Annotated in this window: 14 protein-coding genes; 12 read left to right on the forward strand and 2 right to left on the reverse strand. The window is 64.2% G+C overall.

Translation table 11 applies throughout. The features are described from left to right. Positions 1 to 26: 26 nt before the first annotated feature. From ACQR1W_RS18555 to ACQR1W_RS18575, 5 genes are all read left to right on the forward strand, one after another. On the forward strand, positions 27 to 1,769 hold the full coding sequence (locus ACQR1W_RS18555) for a fumarate reductase/succinate dehydrogenase flavoprotein subunit (protein WP_434852140.1): 1,743 nt from the start codon (positions 27 to 29) through the stop codon (positions 1,767 to 1,769). Positions 1,770 to 1,790: 21 nt separating this feature from the next. Further along, positions 1,791 to 2,024 (forward strand): 4Fe-4S dicluster domain-containing protein, encoded by a 234-nt coding sequence (locus ACQR1W_RS18560; RefSeq protein WP_008972224.1) that lies wholly within the window; start codon positions 1,791 to 1,793, stop codon positions 2,022 to 2,024. 2 nt (positions 2,025 to 2,026) lie between these two features. Next, positions 2,027 to 3,004: a HEAT repeat domain-containing protein gene (locus ACQR1W_RS18565; protein ID WP_434852141.1), complete on the forward strand. Its 978-nt coding sequence runs from the start codon at positions 2,027 to 2,029 to the stop codon at positions 3,002 to 3,004. A 1,060-nt stretch (positions 3,005 to 4,064) separates the two neighbouring features. After that, positions 4,065 to 5,615, forward strand: a complete 1,551-nt coding sequence (locus tag ACQR1W_RS18570) for an ABC transporter substrate-binding protein (RefSeq protein ID WP_434852142.1) — start codon at positions 4,065 to 4,067, stop codon at positions 5,613 to 5,615. A gap of 29 nt (positions 5,616 to 5,644) precedes the next feature. Next, positions 5,645 to 6,988 carry an MmgE/PrpD family protein gene (locus ACQR1W_RS18575; RefSeq protein WP_434852143.1) on the forward strand — a complete coding sequence of 448 codons (1,344 nt, stop codon included), beginning with the start codon at positions 5,645 to 5,647 and terminating at the stop codon, positions 6,986 to 6,988. Here the strand turns inward: ACQR1W_RS18575 and ACQR1W_RS18580 are convergent. Further along, positions 6,960 to 7,892: a LysR substrate-binding domain-containing protein gene (locus tag ACQR1W_RS18580; protein WP_434852144.1), complete on the reverse strand. Its 933-nt coding sequence runs from the start codon at positions 7,890 to 7,892 to the stop codon at positions 6,960 to 6,962. The two genes, ACQR1W_RS18575 and ACQR1W_RS18580, sit on opposite strands and share 29 nt — an antisense overlap. 177 nt (positions 7,893 to 8,069) lie before the next feature. On the opposite strand from ACQR1W_RS18580, the gene ACQR1W_RS18585 reads away from it, so the two are divergent. From ACQR1W_RS18585 to ACQR1W_RS18615, 7 genes are read left to right on the forward strand one after another with little or no spacing between them, the layout of a single operon-like run. Then, positions 8,070 to 9,188 (forward strand): NAD(P)/FAD-dependent oxidoreductase, encoded by a 1,119-nt coding sequence (locus tag ACQR1W_RS18585; RefSeq protein ID WP_434852145.1) that lies wholly within the window; start codon positions 8,070 to 8,072, stop codon positions 9,186 to 9,188. Further along, complete coding sequence (locus ACQR1W_RS18590; protein ID WP_434852146.1) at positions 9,169 to 9,465, forward strand: (2Fe-2S)-binding protein; 297 nt, start codon at positions 9,169 to 9,171, stop codon at positions 9,463 to 9,465. Before ACQR1W_RS18585 ends, ACQR1W_RS18590 begins: the two co-directional genes overlap by 20 nt. After that, positions 9,462 to 10,865, forward strand: coding sequence for an NAD(P)/FAD-dependent oxidoreductase (locus ACQR1W_RS18595; protein ID WP_434852147.1), 1,404 nt, complete (start codon positions 9,462 to 9,464; stop codon positions 10,863 to 10,865). Before ACQR1W_RS18590 ends, ACQR1W_RS18595 begins: the two co-directional genes overlap by 4 nt. Then, entirely contained in the window at positions 10,862 to 11,992 is a 1,131-nt protein-coding gene (locus tag ACQR1W_RS18600) for an NAD(P)/FAD-dependent oxidoreductase (RefSeq protein WP_434852148.1), read from the forward strand. The genes ACQR1W_RS18595 and ACQR1W_RS18600 overlap by 4 nt, the downstream gene beginning before the upstream one ends. Further along, positions 11,989 to 12,933 (forward strand): ABC transporter permease, encoded by a 945-nt coding sequence (locus ACQR1W_RS18605; protein ID WP_434852149.1) that lies wholly within the window; start codon positions 11,989 to 11,991, stop codon positions 12,931 to 12,933. Before ACQR1W_RS18600 ends, ACQR1W_RS18605 begins: the two co-directional genes overlap by 4 nt. Then, on the forward strand, positions 12,930 to 13,793 hold the full coding sequence (locus ACQR1W_RS18610) for an ABC transporter permease (protein WP_434852150.1): 864 nt from the start codon (positions 12,930 to 12,932) through the stop codon (positions 13,791 to 13,793). The genes ACQR1W_RS18605 and ACQR1W_RS18610 overlap by 4 nt, the downstream gene beginning before the upstream one ends. Beyond that, positions 13,790 to 15,634 (forward strand): ABC transporter ATP-binding protein, encoded by a 1,845-nt coding sequence (locus ACQR1W_RS18615; RefSeq protein ID WP_434852151.1) that lies wholly within the window; start codon positions 13,790 to 13,792, stop codon positions 15,632 to 15,634. The genes ACQR1W_RS18610 and ACQR1W_RS18615 overlap by 4 nt, the downstream gene beginning before the upstream one ends. Here ACQR1W_RS18615 and ACQR1W_RS18620 read toward each other — a convergent pair. Next, positions 15,577 to 15,825 carry a hypothetical protein gene (locus ACQR1W_RS18620; RefSeq protein ID WP_434852152.1) on the reverse strand — a complete coding sequence of 83 codons (249 nt, stop codon included), beginning with the start codon at positions 15,823 to 15,825 and terminating at the stop codon, positions 15,577 to 15,579. The genes ACQR1W_RS18615 and ACQR1W_RS18620 overlap by 58 nt on opposite strands. Positions 15,826 to 16,020: the final 195 nt, after the last annotated feature.

Here is a 16,020-nt window from a genome sequence, read left to right on the forward strand (position 1 = left end):
GACCGCCGGCCACGCAGGAGCATAAAATGGCAATGGATGAGATCGTCGACGGACTCTCGGAGGTGTCCTGCGACGTGCTGGTGATCGGCGGCGGCACGGCCGGCCCGATGGCCGCCCTGAAGGCCAAGATGAAGAATCCGAAGGCCAACGTCGTTCTGCTGGAGAAGGCCAACGTCAAGCGGTCGGGCGCGATCTCGATGGGCATGGACGGCCTGAACAACGCCGTCATTCCGGGCTACGCGACACCGGAGCAATATACCAAGGAGATCACGATCGCCAATGACGGCATCGTCGATCAGAAGGCGGTCTACAAATACGCGCAGAGCTGCTACTCCATCATCGAGGAGCTCGACGGCTTCGGCATCCGCTTCCTCAAAAACGAGAACGGCGACTATGCCGTCAAGAAGGTTCACCACATCGGCACCTACGTCCTGCCGATGCCGAATGGCGAGACCGTCAAGAAGGCGCTCTATCGCCAGCTGAGGCGGGCACGCATCCTGATCTCTAATCGCTACATGGCGACGCGGTTGCTCAAATCGAGCGATGGCCGGATCGCCGGGGCGACCAGCGTCAACACCCGCACCGCCGAGTTCCTGGTGATCAAGGCCAAGGCGGTCATTCTCTGCATGGGCGCGGCCGGCCGGCTCGGCCTGCCGACATCGGGATACATGTTCGGGACCTACGAGAATGCGGCGAATTCGGGCGACGGCTACGCCATGGCCTATCATGCCGGCGCGGCACTCGCCAACCTCGAATGCTTCCAGATCAATCCACTGATCAAGGACTACAACGGTCCGGCCTGCGCCTATGTGGCCGGTCCCTACGGCGCCTACACTGCCAATAACGAGGATCGCCGCTTCATCGAATGCGACTACTGGTCTGGCCAGATGATGCTCGAATTCTACAACGAGCTGCTGTCCGGGAAGGGGCCGGTGTTCCTGCAGCTCAAGCACCTGCACGACAAGACGATCGAGGAGATCGAGCAGACCCTGCACAAGGTCGAGCGGCCGACGCGAGGATTGTTCCAGGAGGGCCGCGGCGTCGATTACCGAAAGGAATCGATCGAAATGCACATCTCCGAGATCGGCTTCTGCTCCGGCCACAGCGCCTCCGGCGTCTTCGTCGACGACAACGCGCGCACCACCGTGCCTGGGCTCTACGCAGCCGGCGACATGGCGAGCGTCCCGCATAACTACATGCTGGGCGCGTTCACCAACGGCTCGTTCGCCGGGCTCGACGCCATGGACTTTGCCGATAACCACGATTTCGGCGACATCGATGCAGCGGAGGTCGCGCGCGAGCGCGCGCGCGTGTTGGCGCCGACCCGGCGAGAGGACGGCATTCCGCCGAACCAGATCGAGTATAAGACGCGGCGGCTGGTGAACGACTATCTGCAACCGCCGAAAGTCACCCGCAAATACGAGCTCGGCATGCGCCGGCTCGCAGAGGTTCGCGACGACATGCAGAAGCGCATGATCGCGCGCAACGCGCATGAGCTCCTGCGCGCGCTCGAGGTGCAGTCGATCATGGATTGCGCCGACATGGCGGCCCATGCCTCGCTGTTCCGCGAGGAGAGCCGCTGGGGGCTCTATCATTGGCGCACCGACTTCCCTGAGAAGGACAACGAGAACTGGTTCTGCCACACGCTGTTGAGCAAGCAGGATGGCAGAATGACCAGTGAAAAGCGGGCGGTTCAGCCCTACGTCGTGCCGATCGCGGACGACGAGAAGGACCTCTACGACAAGCAGCGCATCCGCGCCAGCGCCTGACCGACCAGAAGGAGAAGAGACATGCCTCTTGCGACTCACCAGACGTCGGTGCCCGTTGTCGTCGATGACGCCAAGTGCATCGCAGACAAGGGCTGCACAGTCTGTGTCGACGTCTGTCCACTCGACGTTCTCAGGATCAGCGACATGACCGGCAAGGCCTACATGGCCTATGACGAATGCTGGTACTGCATGCCCTGCGAGGCGGATTGCCCGACTGGCGCCGTTACCGTCAACATCCCCTATCTGTTGAGGTGATCATGACGAGCCCCTTCGAAGCCTACGACGATCTCGACGACGCCGACGAGCGGCTGCAGGCCGCCGATCCGGCGGAGCGCCGGGTCGCGATCATCGCACTCGGCCATTGCGGTGATCCCGCTGCGGTTGTGCATCTCGCCCGCATGATCGCCGATCCCGATGCCGGCGTGCGCCAGCAGGTCGCCATGGCGCTCGGCGAGTTCGACGGTCCGGAGGCAGCAGAAGCGCTGGTCCAACTGCTGGTCGATCCGGAACGGATCGTTGCCTCGGCGGCTGCCGACAGTCTCGCCGAGTTCAAGGATCCCGCCGCGGCCGACGCCATTCTGCCGCTGGTCAAGCATGGCCATGCCTTCGTCCGCATGGGGGCTCTCCGCGCGTTGAAGGAGCTGCGGCGCAAGGACACTCTGAAGCCGGCGCTGCAAGCGCTGCAGGACCCGGACGCGGCAGTGCGCGTACAGGCGATCGGCGTCATCGGCTTTCTCAAGCTCGAGGAGTCGATTCCGGCACTTACGGCCCTGATCGGGGATTCCGATCCGCATGTTCGGCGCGCGGCGGTCAGCGCGCTGGCGTTCTCGAACATGAAGATCGCCGCCGAGACCATCACGCGAGCCCTTAGGGACGCCGACTGGATGGTGCGCGAGATGGCGGCCGAAACGCTCGGCCTCAACGTCAACGGTGCGGTTGCGGCCGACGCCTTGATTGCGTGCCTGGCGGATGAATTCTGGCAGGTACGGCTCAAGGCGATCCGGAGTCTCGGTCGGATGAAGATCCCACATGCGGTCCGACCGATCGGTCATTGCATCACGCATGAGCAAGCCAATCTTCGCAAGGAGGCGGCCGCGGCGCTCGGCGAGATTTCTGCTCCGGATGGTGAGCCGTTCCTCGCGTTGGTCGCCAACGATCTCGATCCCGACGTGCGCAAGAACGCAAGATGGGCACTTCATCAGATTGCGGCTGGCAAGGCGAGAGCGCCGCGTTGAGGGAAATCCGGCTCCTTCGGATGACTCATTCAATCAGCGCGCCAACGGCGTCGCCATAGCAGAGGAAGGTTGGAGTATGTTCGGACAGCTAGAATTCACCAGCGCCATTGTTTGCCAGAAAAGTCGCAGCAAGAGAGAGCGATCATATTTTCTCGACGGAGCGCCGCCGCCAGAGCAGGGATAGCTGCGGAATTGCTGCTTCAGATGCGGGCGTCTAACGGCGTGCTCTGCTGATCGACCGCGCCAGAACGGGGCTCCGGCGTGATGCCCGCGATTAGAACGTGGATTTACTTTCCAGAGCCTTTGGCGATCGTCGTAGCTGCGCTGAGAGCTTTGGCGGTCTGCTCAAACAGGCCTGTATCGTTGTGTTCCGCCAGATCAATGGGGTGACAGGATTCCATCTCCGCCGAGGAGCGAGGTGATACACCCGCCCGAAGCCGCTGGCCTAGCCGTATTGTCCACTTTCTCAGGCACGCTCCCCGACGTTGACGCCACATGTCCGTTCGGAGTGCCGCGCGCTACACAGGATCGAGATCGAAACGGACGTCTGCCATGCTGACGAGTCCCGCGGCCACATTGAGATCATCGCGAAGCCCACGGCCAACGCTACCCCGGAAGATCCCGTCGGCAACACTATCCAGTTAGCCGCCAGGGCCGGGCTTTTGGCCTTCGCGAGGATCCACACCTTATCGCACTTTCCCGGCGATCGCTTGAGATCCACCCGCCACGTGATCTCATGATGGGGCTCGCCGTCAGCGCTTGCTGCAATGGTACCTTTATGGTGGAAACGCACCTTATTCCTGAAATGATCAGGGCAACCCATTGATATCGCCGCAAAGGCGACCGCCCTCCGACGTTCTAGGGTTGTTCTCATCCGCGATCTACATTGCCGTCTTTCGCACGGTCCGAAGCAATGCGCGTCCCGAGCCGGGCCTCCCATTCCGCCGCAATTGCCGCACACACCATAACCATTGAGTATGGAACAATTCCATTTTGACTTGGACAGTTAAGCTCGTGCACCAGCAAAACAGGCTCGAGCGCATTTTCAATGGATCAGACGATGAAGCTGCGGGTTCTCGGGCTGGTAGGTCTGGGGCTGGCCCTCTGCCTGCCTCAGTTGGCCTCGGGTGAGGAAGCGGTGCTGCACGTCAGCCCAGGCACGGGCGACATCTCCACGCTGGATCCGCACCGCGCCAGCGCCACACAAGACGTCGCTTTGGTCAGCTGGATTTATAACGGCCTCGTCCGTTTCAAACCTGGAAGCGCCGACCCAAAGGATCTGGAATCTGATCTCGCCGAGCGCTGGGAGGTCTCACCAGACGGCAAGATCTGGACCTTTTACCTGCGCAAGGACGTCAAATTCCATGGCGATTGGGGGTCGCTCAACGCCGACGATGTCGTCTATTCGTTGCAGCGTGCGATGGATCCTGGGCGATCGACTTTTTCGTCGGATTTTGCCGCCGTTGACAACGTTCAGAAGCTCGATGATCTGACCGTCCGCATCACGCTGAAATACCCTGATATCAACTTTCTCGCCCGCGTTTCCAACTATCATGGTGGCAACATCGTCAGCCGGAGGGCAGTAGAGGAACTGGGCGACAAGTTCGGCTCACGGCCCATCGGAACCGGACCTTTTGCTTTCGTCGAGCAGGCGACGCAGCAATACGTCAAGCTTGCAGCCAATCCGAACTATTTCCGCGGCAAGCCGAAGATCGACGAAATCATGGCGCGCGTCATTCCCTCGGACAGCGCGCGCGAGCTGGCCCTTACCTCTGGAGAACTCGACCTGATTGCCGGCAAGCGCGAACAGCGGTGGGTCGACTCCGCTCATCGCCGCGCCGGTTTCAACGTCGATATCTTCCGGCCGGGCGAATACCGCCTCTTGCACATCAATCAGAGCATGCCGCCGCTCGACGACATTCGCGTTCGTCGCGCCATCGCCGCTGCGATCAACGTCGATGACCTCGTGCGCTACGTCGGCAAGAATGTGGGCCCCAGGGGGTGCTCGGTGGTTCCGTCCGGTTATCTCGGCGAGGACTGTTCAGTGCGCTACACGTTCGACCTCGCCAAAGCCAAGGCCTTGCTGGCCGAGGCCGGCCATCCGGACGGCGTCACGATCAAGGCAATCGTTTCGAATATCTCGGCGCAGCAGCCCATCATGGAGATCATCCAGGCGCAACTCGCCAAGGCCGGGATCAGGCTCGAAATGCAGGTCGTCGATCACCCGACCTATCAGGCCCAGATCCGCAAGGATCTCAGTGGTGTCGTGTTCTACGGCGCAGCGCGGTTTCCGATTGCCGATACCTATCTCAGCGAATTCTTCCATTCACGAGCGATCGTCGGGACGCCGACAGCCGCCACGAACTTTTCCCACTGTGCGGTCGCGGACAGGGAGATCGAACAGGCCCGCACGGCGGCCGATCCCGAGACGCAGCTTGCGCTCTGGAAGGAGGCGCAGCGGAAGATCATGGACGCTGTGTGCGCGATTCCTCTGTTCGAGCTGCGCCAGGTCTGGGCCCATAGCGACCGGCTCAATTTTGGCTATGAGCTGAATGGCGCGCTCAACCTCGCGCCGCCGATCACCGAGTTAACGACGCTGAAAGCCCACTGAGAGTTCGTTCCGGCGCATGGGGAGCGGCCATGGAAGTTGTACGGGAGCTCGCGGCCTATGTCGCGGCGGCGGACGGGCTGGTCCTGACGGATGCGCAGCGCGATGCCGCGTGTCGGTGTGTGCTCGATCTCGTCGCAGCGGCAGTGGCCGGGATCGACGCCCCTGGTCCGCGTGCGGTGCGCAAGGCCGCCATCCTGACGATGGCCGGGGGAGCGTTGCCGATCTGGTTTTCCGGTCAGGCCCTGGGCCTCGCGGGTGCGATCTGGTGTAATACGGCGGCGGCCGCCGCGCTCGATCTCGATGATGGGCACCGCATCGCGCGCGGCCATCCCGGCGCTGCGGTGATCCCCGCAGCATTCGCCGCCGCCCAGGAACAGGAAGCCAGCACGGAGGAGCTCCTGCAGGCGATCGTCGTCGGCTACGAGGTCGGTGTCGCGGTCGGCGCTGCGCGACGCTTCTACGCCAATACGGGCATGTGGTCCGGCTACGGCGTCGTGGCGGCGCTCGGACTTCTCAGACATACCAGAGCCGGGCAACTGGCGCATGCCTTCGCCATAGCCGGTGTGGGCGCGCCCAACCAGCTCCATGCCGGAGCCGGTCCGGCCTTTCGTGCGCAGGAAGGCAGCGACGTCAAGGAAGGCATTCCCTGGTCCGGCGTGACGGCTGCAAATGCGCTTCTGCTCGCGGAGTCTGGGCATAGCGGCCCTCTCGCGCTCCTCAACGATGACCAGCACTTTCGGCTCGAGGGGCTCGTCGAGGGCCTTGGCCGGCAGAACTACATCACCCGCAACTATGTGAAGTTTCATGCGTGCTGCAGGCATGTGCATGGGCCGCTCGAGGCGCTGCTCGGCCTGCTCGCGCAGCACCGGTGCGATCCGCAGCGCATCGAGGCGATTGAGGTCGAGACCTATGGCGGTGCGCTCCGTATCGCCAACCGCCCGCGCCCGGAGGGCTTCACCGACATTCAGTTTTCCATTCCGTATTGCCTCGGCCTGGCCGCGGTCGATGGGCCGGACGCGCTGCTCCCGCTGACGGAAGCGGCGGTCGACCGGCCCGATGTCGTGGCCGTTGCGGAAAGGGTCTCGGTGCGGCTCGATCCCGAGCTCGACGCGCGCTTCCCGGCCGAAACGCTCTCGCGCGTCAAGATACGCATCGACGGGCGGACTCTCGTCTCGCCGGTCACGGCGCCGTCTGGCGAGGCCGACGCGCCTCCATCCTGGCTCGAGCTCGAGGACAAGCTCCGCAAGGCCACCCGCAACGTCGCGAACCCGAGCCAGCAGGACATGCTGCTCGATGCGCTTCGCAAATTGCGCGACGGCGATCACGCGCCGCTGCAAGAGGCTTTCAGGACTCTAAGGCTCGGTCAGGCCTGAGAATCGCCCGCGAGACTGCTGCCGACGCTTCCCGGGCGCTCTCCAGGAATGCATCGACCAGACGTGCGTTCCGGCTATCGCGGATGCGGCAGATCTGGAAGTCGAGCTGAACCGCCGGCTTGAATTTGCGGACCGCGAGCTTTTGCCGCAAGCCGCCGACCATCAGCGGATGGACCAGTGAGATGCCGACGCCGGCGGCGACGAACTCGCAGACGGTGGGCGAGACGTTCGCGATCATCGTGATTTCCGGAGAAACGCCGTGTGCATCGAGCACCTGACCGATACGTCGGCTCGTGTGGCTCTCCGGGTCGAAAGAGACGAACCCTACGCCGTGAAGATCGCGCGGTGCGATCACCTTCTTCCGGGCCAACGGATGGCCAAGCGGAAGGATGCAGACAATGGGGTGACCCAATAGCGGCTCGGCAACGATGTAGGGGTTGTCGATCGGGGCGATGATGAGGCCGACGTCGAGATTGCGGGTGGTGAGACCCTCGGCGATCCATTGCGAACTGCGCGACTGCACGGAGCAGAACACACCGGGCTGCTTGGCAAGAAAGCGTGAGGTCGCCTGCTGAATGAAGGAGCCGGAAAGCGCCGGCATGACGCCGATCACGAGGCCGCTCTGCTCGTCGCGGCGGATTGCCTCCACCGCGTTTTCGACCTGACGAACGCCGACGAATATCCGATCTATCTCTTCGTAGAGCCGCATGCCGCGGCGCGTAGGAAGGAGCCGCCCTTTGACCCGATCGAACAACCGAAGACCGGTATCGTCTTCGAGATGTGCGATCAGCTTGCTCATCGCCGGCTGAGAGATACCGATCATCTCTGCTGCCTGGCTCACGGTCCCATATTCGATGACGGCTTTGAAAGCCTCGATCTGCCGCAGGTTCAGGCGCCGCGTCATCGTATAATCCCAGGGAATAGATCACGAAAAAGATCGGCACCAGGGCATACAACATCCATGCCAAACGTCAAAGTTGTCGCGCTCATCCCATAACCTCGGAGAATAGGAGCGAAAGAAAAACGACTTTGACGAAATACGAGCCGCGCCCCTACGGTCATATTCTGACAGGGGCTCTTGATGCAACCGGACATTGTCGTGATCGGAGGAGGGACGGTCGGCGCTGCCATTGCCTATGGGTTGGCGATGCGGCGGCAGAAAGTCCTGCTGCTCGACGGCGACGATGGCGATTTCCGCGCGGCGCGCGCGAATTTCGGACTGGTCTGGCTGCAGGGCAAAGGGCTCGATATGCCGGCGTACCAGGCGCTCACCAGATCGAGCACCGAACTCTGGCGCGGCTTTTCCGACGAGCTCGAGGCCGAAAGCGGGATTGAACTCTTCCTCGAGCAGAACGGCGGACTTGCCTTTTGCCTGGGCGAGGAGGGTCTGGAAAAACGCCGCCTCGACCTGTTGCGTCTGCACAACCAGCGGGGCGGGGGCGAGCCCGACTGGGAGATGCTCGACCGGGCTGCTCTGGAGCGTCTGTTGCCGGGAGTGGCGCTCGGTCCAAAGGTTGCGGGCGCCAGCTTCGGCCGACGGGACGGGCATGCAAATCCGCTGCGGCTGCTGGCGGCGCTGCATGTGGCGCTGCTGCGCCGGGGCGCCAATGTTCGCCATCGGGCGCGGGTCAATCGAATTGAGCCTGCGGGTGCGGATTTTCGCCTCGTCCTCAACGGTGAGACGTTGACGGCGCCGCGGATCGTCATTGCGGCTGGGCTTGGGTCCTCGGCGCTGGCGCGGCAGGTCGGCCTCGAAGTGCCGCTGCGACCGGAACGTGGACAGGTACTCGTCACTGAGCGCCTTGCGCGCTTCCTGCCGCTGCCGGCGAGCGGTCTGCGCCAGACGGACGAAGGCACGATCATGATCGGCGCGACCAAGGATGGCCACGATTTCGACGTCTCGACAACGACCGAGGCTGCCGCCAGCTTGAGCCGCAAGACGACCGAGATCATTCCGGCGTTGGCCGGCGTCAGGCTCGTCCGGCACTGGGCAGGCCTCAGAATCATGACGCCCGACAGCTACCCGATTTACGCGGAATCACGATCCCATCCCGGCGCGTTCGTTGCGATCTGCCATTCAGGCGTGACGCTCGCAGCCGTCCATGCCAGCTTGCTGGCCGAAGCGATCGCTGAGGGCGCTCTGCCCGACACCTTTTCCCCCTTCCATCAGAGACGCTTTGATGTTCCGCAAGCTGCATAATCCAGGCGCGGCCACTGTCACGATCTACATCGACGGCTGCGCCGTCACGGCGGAAGCAGGCGAAAGCATCGCCGCCGTGATGCTGCGCCAGCCGACGGGCTGGAGTCGAACAACATCCATCTCGCAAAGCCAGCGCGCGCCCTATTGCATGATGGGCGTCTGTTTCGAGTGCCTGGTTGCCGTCGATGGCAAAGGCTCGCTGCAAGGATGTCTGACACCGGTTCGTGACGGCATGCGCGTCACCCGGCAGCAAGGCCGCCGGAGCCTATCCGCGTGACCGTACCCCATACCGATCTCCTGATCGTCGGCGCCGGTCCCGCGGGGATGGCTGCTGCCGTCACGGCTTGCAGCCACGGCCTTTCCGTGCGTGTGGTCGATGATCAGCCGGCGCCCGGCGGCCAGATCTGGCGTGCCATCGAAACCGTCGCATCGACACCGCGCCTGGCACGGCTCGGACAGGCCTACCGCGCGGGGGCCGATCGCGCTCGCGCCTTCCGGTCCTGCGGCGCCGTGTACGAGCCGCAGAGCGAGCTCTGGCAGATCGAACCTGGCTTCCGGGCTTTCCTGACACGGGACGGTCAGGCTCGCAGCGTGACAGCCGATGCGGTCATTCTGGCCACCGGTGCGCAGGAGCGGCCGGTGCCGTTTCCCGGCTGGACTTTGCCAGGCGTGCTGACGGTCGGCGCGGCACAGATCCTGCTCAAGACAGCCAACACCGTGCCGGAAAGACCCGTGTGGATCGCCGGCTGCGGGCCACTGCCTTTGCTCTACATGACGCAACTTCTCGCCGCGGGCGGACAGATCGCCGGTTTCCTCGATACCACGCCGCGCGGGCGCACCAGCGCCGCGCTGCGCCACCTGCCAGCGGGTCTGCGCCGGGCAGGCGAGCTCGCAAAGGGGCTCTCCTGGTCACTGGCACTGAGACGCGCCGGGATGCCGATCATCCGTCACGTGACGGACCTACGCGCTGAAGGCGATGGACGCGTTGAACGCCTGAGCTATCGCACCGAGGACGGCCGCGAAGGCGAGGTCACCGCCGAGGTGCTGCTGGTCCATGAGGGCTTGGTGCCGAGCATCCATGTGCCGCTGGCGCTGGGTTGCACGGTGGAATGGCATCCCGCTCAGCACTGCTACGTTCCGCTGCTGGATGGATGGGGTGAGACCTCGCAGGCCAACCTCTTTGTCGCTGGTGACGGAGCCGGCATCGGCGGGGCCGAAGCAGCCGAGCCACGTGGACGACTTGCCGCGTTGCGGGTCGCCGCACGCCTCGGAAAGCTCGATGATGTCCGCGCCGAGCGGGCCGCAAAGACGGAGCGCGCCGCGCTCGCCCGTGCGCTTGCCCTGCGGCCCTTCCTCGATACCCTCTACGCCCCGCGAGCGCAGGTCTCCGCGCCCGCCGACGAGACGCTGGTCTGCCGCTGTGAGGAGGTCACGGCCGGTGCGTTGCGCGCGCGTGCAGTCGAGGGGCGGCCCGGCCCCAATCAGCTCAAGGCCTTCACGCGCGCCGGCATGGGTCCCTGCCAGGGCCGACAATGCGGCTACACCATGGCTCATATCGTTGCCGCCGCGCAGAACCGGAAGGTGGAGGAGGTGGGCTTCTTCCGCATCCGGCCGCCACTGAAGCCGGTCACACTCGGTGAACTGGCTTGTCTCGACCAGCGGGAGCCGGCGGCATGAATGCCGAAGCGTTCGACGCAGCCGTGATCGGCGGTGGACTGCACGGCTTGTCGGCAGCATTGCATCTGGCCCGTGCCAGACGACGGGTGGTGGTGATCGAGCGCCGCTGGACAGGGCGCCATGCCTCCGGCGCGACGGCGGCCGGCGTGCGCACACTCAATCGAGATGTCGCGGAAATCCCGATTTCGCTCGAGGCCATGGACAGCTGGCACGAGATCGAGAGACTGGTTGGAGACGATTGCGGATTTCATTCCACCGGCCAGCTCCTGGTCGCCGAGACCGAGGAGCACATGGCAGGCCTGTGTCGGCGGGAAGCGCGCATGCGCCAGCTCGGCTATCGTCACGAGGAGATCATTGATGCCGCGGAGTTGCGACATCTCGTGCCCGCCTTGAGCCGGCATTGCGTGGGCGCTCTTATCGCCCGGTGCGACGGTGCTGCCGATCCGCACCGAACGATCCTCGCGTTCCGTCGCGCATGCGAGGCGCAGCGCGTCGTCATTGCGGAAGGCTGCGGCATCCAAGCGGTCTCCCATGAGCGCGGAATCTGGCTTCTCAGCTGCGGAGCTCGCCGCTTCCAGGCTCCGATGGTCGTCAACGCGGCCGGCGCGTGGGCTGGCCGGGTCGCGGCGCTGTTCGGCGATGACATCGCGCTCGGCGTGCGTGCTTCGATGATGATCGTGACGGAGCGCGTTGCGCCGCTGCTCGAACCCGTCGTCGGCGTTGTCGGCCGCGCGCTCTCCTTCAAGCAGTCGGACCAGGGCACGCTCGTGATCGGCGGCGGCCTGCAGGGCGCCGCCGATCTCGACCGCGAGCGCAGCACGGTGAGCTTCAACGAATTGGCGAAGGGGGCGCGCGCCGCGGCCGACCTATTTCCGGCCGTCCGGGACGTGCGTATTGCCCGCTGTTGGACCGGGATCGAAGCGCAGACCTCCGATCGTCTGCCCGTGATCGGCGCCTCGCCCAACGCACCCGGGCTTCTCCATGCTTTCGGGTTCTCGGGACACGGCTTTCAGCTCGTCCCGATCGTCGGGGCCGTTCTCGCGGAGTTGGCCGTTCACGGGCGCACGACGCGCAATATAGCAGCCTTCACGCCGCGGCGACTGATGGGGGAAGGGATTGCGGCATGACGCATTATCTCCTCAGGCGGCTCCTTCTCGTCATTCCGACACTGCTGATCATGCTGACCGCGGTTTTCGTGCTGGTCCGCCTCGTGCCGGGCGATACCGCCTCGGTGATTCTCGGTGATCAGGCCAGTGCGGCTTCGCTCGCCGCGCTCAGGGCGAGACTGGGGCTCGATCAGCCGATCTATGTCCAATATCTCACCTTCGTCGGCAAGGTGCTGACCGGCGATCTCGGCCAGTCGCTCAGCACCGGCCGCAGTGTGATCAGCGAGGTTCTTCAAGTCCTGCCCTCGACGATCCAGCTCACGGTTGCTGCGATTGCGATCGGGCTTTTTCTCGGCCTGCCGCTCGGCATCGTCGCGGCGCTCAACCGCAATGGTTGGATCGACTACGCCTCGCGCGTCGTCTCGCTGGTCGGACTGTCCTTCCCGGCCTTCGTCTCCGGCATCCTCATGTTGATCGTCTTTGCAATCCAGCTCGGCTGGTTTCCGGTGCTCGGCAACACCAGCGGCTCCGGCGATCTCGTCGATGGGCTGCGCGCCCTCGTGCTGCCGGCGCTCAATCTCGGCATCATCATGACCGCTTATGTGGCGCGCGTGACGCGCGCAGCGATGCTCGGTGTGCTGACGGAGGACTACATTCGGACCGCGCGCGCCAAGGGGGTGCGGCCGCGCCAGTTGGTCATGACGCACGCGCTGCGGAACAGCCTGATCCCGATCATTACCGTCGTGGGACTCTATTTCGGCACCCTGATTGGTAACTCGGTTTTGACGGAGATCATCTTCAACCGTCCAGGCCTCGGCAAGCTGATCATCGGCGCATTGAATGCCCGTGATTATACCCTGCTGCAGGGACTGATGATCATCTTTGCCGTCTGCGTGATCATCGTGAACACGTTGACCGATCTAGCCTACGGGCTGGTCGATCCGAGGGTGGAATACACATGACCGCCGTCGTCACCGTCGAGATGCAGCCGGGCGGCCTGTGGCTTGCCCTCATGCAAAACAAGCTTGCATGGGTTGGGATCGTCCTGCTCGCGCTCATTGTTGTCATCGCGGTCTTCGGGCCGTGGCTTGCGCCTCACGATCCGCTCGAGCAGAACATCGTGGCGCGGCTCGATCCGCCGTCGCCCGATTTCTGGCTCGGCACGGACTCCTACGGCCGCGATGTGCTGTCGCGGCTGATCTACGGCGCGCGGGTCTCGCTCTTCGTCGGCTTCGTTGCGATCCTGATCGCAATGGTGATCGGTACCGCGATCGGTGTGCTGGCCGGCTATGTCGGCGGCGTGTTCGACCAGCTCGTCATGGGCGTGCTCGACGTGCTGCTTGCCTTCCCGACACTCCTGCTCGGGCTGATGATCGCCGCCATGCTCGGCGCGAGCCTGCACAACCTGATCATCGCAATCGCGGTGACCGAGATCGCGCCCTTCGCCCGCGTCGCCCGCGCGCCGACCATCATCTTGCGCCAGCGCGAGTTCGTCGAGGCGGGACGAGCGTATGGCTGCGGCCCGGTTCGCATCATGATGCACCACATCCTGCCGAACATGATCTCGGATGTGGTCGTGATGAGCTCGCTCTGGCTCGCTTCGGCAATTCGTACCGAAGCCTCGCTGTCCTTCATCGGGCTTGGCGTGCCGCCGCCGACAGCGACCTGGGGCAGCATGGTCCGCGAGGGCTTCGAGAACATCCTCGACGCCTGGTGGCTGGCCGTCTTCCCGAGCCTCGCCATCCTGGTGACGGTCCTTGCTTTGAATCTCCTTGGCGACGCGCTGCGCGACGCGTCCGACCCGAGGTCTCGCGCCCGATGAGCGCTCCGATCGTCTCGGTGTCGAACCTGAGCTGCTGCTTTCGCGTCGGCGGCACGTGGCAGCCCGTCGTGCGCAATCTCTCGTTCGAGATCGCGCCGAAGGAGACGCTTGCGATCGTCGGTGAGTCCGGCTCCGGCAAGAGTGTGACCGCACTCTCGATCATGCGGCTCATGCCGCCCGGTGCGAGCAGGATCGAAGGCTCGATAAAGCTGAACGGCGGGGAGCTGCTGACGCTGCCCGAGGCCAAGATGCGCGACATACGCGGCAACGAGATCGCAATGATCTTCCAGGAGCCGATGACCTCGCTCAACCCGGTGCTGACGATCGGTTTCCAGATCACCGAGACCCTGCGTCTGCATCGCGGCCTGTCGCGCACCGCGGCCGAGGCCGAGACGATCCGCCTGCTGGATCGGGTCCGCATACCCGCAGCGAAGGCGCGCTTCCACGAATATCCGCATCGCTTCTCGGGCGGCATGCGCCAGCGCGTGATGATCGCCATGGCGCTGGCCTGCCGGCCGAAGCTGCTGATTGCCGATGAGCCGACCACCGCGCTCGATGTGACCATCCAGGCGCAGATCCTCGAGCTCATCAAGTCGCTGCAGGACGAAGAAGGCATGTCCGTCCTGTTCATCACCCACGACATGGGCGTGGTCGCCGAGATCGCCGACCGGACGGTCGTCATGTTCAACGGAGAGCAGGTCGAGGCCGGTCGGACCGAGGACATCTTCGCCGTTCCCCGGAAGCCTTACACGAAGGCGCTGCTCGCCGCAGTGCCGAAGCTCGGCTCGATGGCCGGCAAGGCCCGGCCAATGCGCTTCCCGATCGTCGACCGCACGACGGGCGGCTCAGACGCGCCGGGCGAGGTGCCGGACACCGTGAAGGCGACGGAGCGGCCGGTGCTGGAGGTCACAGGGCTGACGACACGCTTCGACATACGGGGTGGCGTGCTCTCGACGGTTCGCGGCCGCGTGCATGCGGTTGAGAATGTCTCTTTCAGGCTGAGTGCAGGTGAGACACTGGCGCTGGTCGGCGAATCCGGGTGCGGCAAGTCGACGATCGGCCGCTCGTTGATGCGGATGGTCCAGCCGCTCTCCGGATCGGTGCTGCTCGACAATATCGATCTGCTGAAGCTTGGCCAGACCGAGCTTCGTGCGCAGCGCAAGGGCATGCAGATGATTTTCCAGGATCCCTTTGCCTCGCTCAATCCGCGCATGAACATCGGCACGGCCATCGCCGAGCCGCTGGTGATCAACAACATCGTCCGCCGCTCCGAGGCGCGCGACAAGGTCGTCGATCTGCTGAAGCAGGTAGGCTTGTCTCCCGAGATGGCCTACCGCTTCCCGCACGAATTCTCTGGCGGACAGCGCCAGCGCATCTGCATCGCCCGGGCACTCGCGCTCGAGCCCCGCGTCATTGTGGCGGACGAAGCGGTCTCTGCGCTCGACGTCTCGGTCAAGGCGCAGGTCGTCAACCTGATGCTCGACCTGCAGGCCCGGATGGGGCTCGGCTATCTCTTCATCTCGCACGACATGGCCGTGGTGGAGCGGGTCAGCCATCGGGTCGCGGTGATGTATCTCGGGGAGATCGTCGAGATCGGGCCGCGCGACGCAGTGTTCCAGAACCCGCAGCACCCCTACACCAAACGCCTGCTGGCAGCCGTGCCGATCGCCGAACCGGCACGGCGTCGATTGAAGCGTCGGGTCTCGGACGAGGAGCTCATGAGCCCGGTGCGATCGCCTGATTACGCCCCGCCGGCGCGGCAGCACCGGGAGGTCTCGCCTGATCATGTTGTGACGGTCTGGGGCGAGGAGTGGGAGGGCAGGGAATCCGGTTCCGCGTGAGACCGGCGCTGTGCTGAAGCGAGCCTGCGCAACGGCATGTATTTTTCCACGATCTCTCGCGTGGCCTCGTCAATCCACTCGATCTGGTCAAACTCGGCGATTTCGTCGCGCAGCCTGCGAAAATCATCCGCGGACAAGGAGTGACCATCGGGGCGCAGCGGAGCTTCTTTGGGCCGGATGCGGTGGACCATGGACATCCTCCGACGCAGCCTAGATAACGACCCCGTGCAGCGGGGATGAAGCGCGGGGCCTGACAACAAGCTCCTGGGCACGGCCTGGATCTTGAAGATAACGTGACCCCCGCGCTTTCCATTCCTGACCTGTCGTACTCGGCTCCGTCTAATTCTTGCCGCACGATCTGAAATGAGAGCGCGTGAAATCGAAGT

It is taken from the genome of Bradyrhizobium sp. HKCCYLS1011, assembly GCF_051167795.1.
GTDB lineage: Bacteria > Pseudomonadota > Alphaproteobacteria > Rhizobiales > Xanthobacteraceae > Bradyrhizobium.

Coding starts and splice junctions, on each gene's coding strand:
- ACQR1W_RS18555 (WP_434852140.1), top strand. CDS start 27: ATGGCAATGGATGAGATCGTCGACGGACTCTCGGAGGTGTCCTGCGAC.
- ACQR1W_RS18560 (WP_008972224.1), top strand. CDS start 1,791: ATGCCTCTTGCGACTCACCAGACGTCGGTGCCCGTTGTCGTCGATGAC.
- ACQR1W_RS18565 (WP_434852141.1), top strand. CDS start 2,027: ATGACGAGCCCCTTCGAAGCCTACGACGATCTCGACGACGCCGACGAG.
- ACQR1W_RS18570 (WP_434852142.1), top strand. CDS start 4,065: ATGAAGCTGCGGGTTCTCGGGCTGGTAGGTCTGGGGCTGGCCCTCTGC.
- ACQR1W_RS18575 (WP_434852143.1), top strand. CDS start 5,645: ATGGAAGTTGTACGGGAGCTCGCGGCCTATGTCGCGGCGGCGGACGGG.
- ACQR1W_RS18580 (WP_434852144.1), bottom strand. CDS start 7,892: ATGACGCGGCGCCTGAACCTGCGGCAGATCGAGGCTTTCAAAGCCGTC.
- ACQR1W_RS18585 (WP_434852145.1), top strand. CDS start 8,070: ATGCAACCGGACATTGTCGTGATCGGAGGAGGGACGGTCGGCGCTGCC.
- ACQR1W_RS18590 (WP_434852146.1), top strand. CDS start 9,169: ATGTTCCGCAAGCTGCATAATCCAGGCGCGGCCACTGTCACGATCTAC.
- ACQR1W_RS18600 (WP_434852148.1), top strand. CDS start 10,862: ATGAATGCCGAAGCGTTCGACGCAGCCGTGATCGGCGGTGGACTGCAC.
- ACQR1W_RS18605 (WP_434852149.1), top strand. CDS start 11,989: ATGACGCATTATCTCCTCAGGCGGCTCCTTCTCGTCATTCCGACACTG.
- ACQR1W_RS18610 (WP_434852150.1), top strand. CDS start 12,930: ATGACCGCCGTCGTCACCGTCGAGATGCAGCCGGGCGGCCTGTGGCTT.
- ACQR1W_RS18615 (WP_434852151.1), top strand. CDS start 13,790: ATGAGCGCTCCGATCGTCTCGGTGTCGAACCTGAGCTGCTGCTTTCGC.
- ACQR1W_RS18620 (WP_434852152.1), bottom strand. CDS start 15,825: ATGGTCCACCGCATCCGGCCCAAAGAAGCTCCGCTGCGCCCCGATGGT.